The sequence below is a fragment of the Pseudonocardia sp. DxW genome, assembly GCF_058448985.1.
This window is the reverse complement of sequence record NZ_JBZFLK010000059.1, coordinates 1-2,860: the sequence shown is the minus strand read 5'-3', so window position 1 is coordinate 2,860 and position 2,860 is coordinate 1. Positions and strand designations below refer to the sequence as shown.

The 2,860-nt window shown below is 57.3% G+C and carries 2 rRNA genes; both read right to left on the bottom strand.

Annotated features, from left to right (window positions below):
* Nucleotides 1-10 precede the first annotated feature (10 nt).
* Nucleotides 11-127 (bottom strand): 5S ribosomal RNA (gene rrf, locus ACVJO7_RS33880).
* A gap of 80 nt (nt 128-207) precedes the next feature.
* A 23S ribosomal RNA gene (locus ACVJO7_RS33875) occupies nt 208-2,860 on the bottom strand; the annotation flags it as partial.

Below are 2,860 nucleotides of genomic sequence, written 5' to 3'. Positions count from 1 at the left end.
AAAGGTTGAATGTCGGCAGCGACCTACTCTCCCACACCCTGTCGAGTGCAGTACCATCGGCGCAGAAAGGCTTAGCTACCGGGTTCGGAATGGGACCGGGCGTTTCCCTGACGCTATGACCACCGACAACACTATTATCTTATCCCCACCACACAACCACACACGGTTATGGGCTCAGGGTCACACAGTGGATGCGAACAAAATGTTGTGAGCAAGCCCTCGGCCTATTAGTACCGGTCAACTCCACCCCTCACAGGGCTTCCATCTCCGGCCTATCAACCCAGTCATCTCCTGGGAGCCTTACCCACTCAAGGTGGTAGGAGACCTCATCTTGGAACAGGCTTCCCGCTTAGATGCCTTCAGCGGTTATCCCTCCCGAACATAGCCAACCAGCCGTGCCCCTGGCGGGACAACTGGCACACCAGAGGTTCGTCCGTCCCGGTCCTCTCGTACTAGGGACAGCCTTCCTCAAATCTCCAACGCGCGCGGCGGATAGGGACCGAACTGTCTCACGACGTTCTAAACCCAGCTCGCGTACCGCTTTAATGGGCGAACAGCCCAACCCTTGGGACCTACTCCAGCCCCAGGATGCGACGAGCCGACATCGAGGTGCCAAACCATGCCGTCGATATGGACTCTTGGGCAAGATCAGCCTGTTATCCCCGGGGTACCTTTTATCCGTTGAGCGACACCCCTTCCACAAGGTGGTGCCGGATCACTAGTCCCGACTTTCGTCCCTGCTCGACCCGTCAGTCTCACAGTCAAGCTCCCTTGTGCACTTACACTCAACACCTGATTGCCAACCAGGCTGAGGGAACCTTTGGGCGCCTCCGTTACTCTTTGGGAGGCAACCGCCCCAGTTAAACTACCCACCAGGCACTGTCCCTGAACCAGATCATGGCCCGAGGTTGAGACACCCAGTTCGACCAGAGTGGTATTTCAACAACGACTCCACCATCACTGGCGTGACAGCTTCACAGTCTCCCACCTATCCTACACAAGCCGAACCGAGCACCAATACCAAGCTATAGTAAAGGTCCCGGGGTCTTTCCGTCCTGCCGCGCGTAACGAGCATCTTTACTCGTAATGCAATTTCGCCGAGTCTGTGGTCGAGACAGCGCCCAAGTCGTTACGCCATTCGTGCAGGTCGGAACTTACCCGACAAGGAATTTCGCTACCTTAGGATGGTTATAGTTACCACCGCCGTTTACTGGCGCTTAAATTCTCCGCTTCGCCCCACAAGGGAGCTAACAGGTCCTCTTAACGTTCCAGCACCGGGCAGGCGTCAGTCCGTATACATCGTCTTGCGACTTCGCACGGACCTGTGTTTTTAGTAAACAGTCGCTTGGGCCTGGTCTCTGCGACCACCCACCCCTAGCCCGCAAAGGGGCTTCAAGGCAGATGGCCCTCCTTCTCCCGAAGTTACGGAGGCATTTTGCCGAATTCCTTAACCACAGTTCTCTCGATCGCCTCGGTATTCTCTACCTGACCACCTGTGTCGGTTTGGGGTACGGGCCGCAACAGCACTCGCTAGAGGCTTTTCTCGACAGCATGGGATCACCCTCTTCGCCTCAATCGGCTACGCATCACCTCTCACCCTTCACGACCCCCCGGATTTACCTAGGAGATCAGGCTACAGGCTTACACCACGACAACCACCGCGTGGCGGAGCTACCCTCCTGCGTCACCCCATCACTTGCCTACTACCAGATCGGATCCCACGCTCCCCCACAAACAACACTCCCGAAGGAGCGAAGGTGGGTTCGGATGGTTAGCATCACCAGCCTCGGCATGGACGCACTATCACGAGCACGGGAATATCAACCCGTTGTCCATCGACTACGCCTGACGGCCTCGCCTTAGGTCCCGGCTCACCCTGGGCGGAACAACCTGGCCCAGGAACCCTTGGTCATCCGGCGGCAGAGATTCTCACTCTGCATTCGCTACTCATGCCTGCATTCTCACTCCCACACCCTCCACCCGTAAATCACTCCCGGGCTTCACCAGATGCAGGACGCTCCCCTACCCAACAACACCAACAGTGTCATTGCCACGGCTTCGGCGGTGCGCTTGAGCCCCGCTACATTGTCGGCGCAGGACCACTTGACCAGTGAGCTATTACGCACTCTTTCAAGGATGGCTGCTTCTAAGCCAACCTCCTGGTTGTCCGGGCGATCCCACATCCTTTCCCACTTAGCGCACGCTTAGGGGCCTTAGCCGGTGATCTGGGCTGTTTCCCTCTCGACCACGAAGCTTATCCCCCGCAGTCTCACTGCCGCGCTCTCACTCACCGGCATTCGGAGTTTGGCTGACTTCGGTAAGCTTGTCGGCCCCCTAGGCCATCCAGTGCTCTACCTCCGATGAGAAACACACGACGCTGCACCTAAATGCATTTCGGGGAGAACCAGCTATCACGAAGTTTGATTGGCCTTTCACCCCTACCCACAGCTCATCCCCCAGGTTTTCAACCCTGGTGGGTTCGGGCCTCCACGACGTCTTACCGACGCTTCACCCTGGCCATGGGTAGATCACTCCGCTTCGGGTCTACACCCCGCGACTCCACCGCCCTATTCGGACTCGCTTTCGCTACGGCTACCCCACACAGGTTAACCTCGCCACGAAGCATAACTCGCAGGCTCATTCTTCAAAAGGCACGCCATCACCCTGCAGCACAAGACTGCTCCAGGCTCTGACGGCTTGTAAGCACACGGTTTCAGGTACTATTTCACTCCCCTCCCGGGGTACTTTTCACCTTTCCCTCACGGTACTTGTCCGCTATCGGTCACCAGGTAGTATTTAGGCTTGACGGGTGGTCCCGCCAGATTCACAGCGAATTTCACGGGCTCGCTGCTACTCGGGA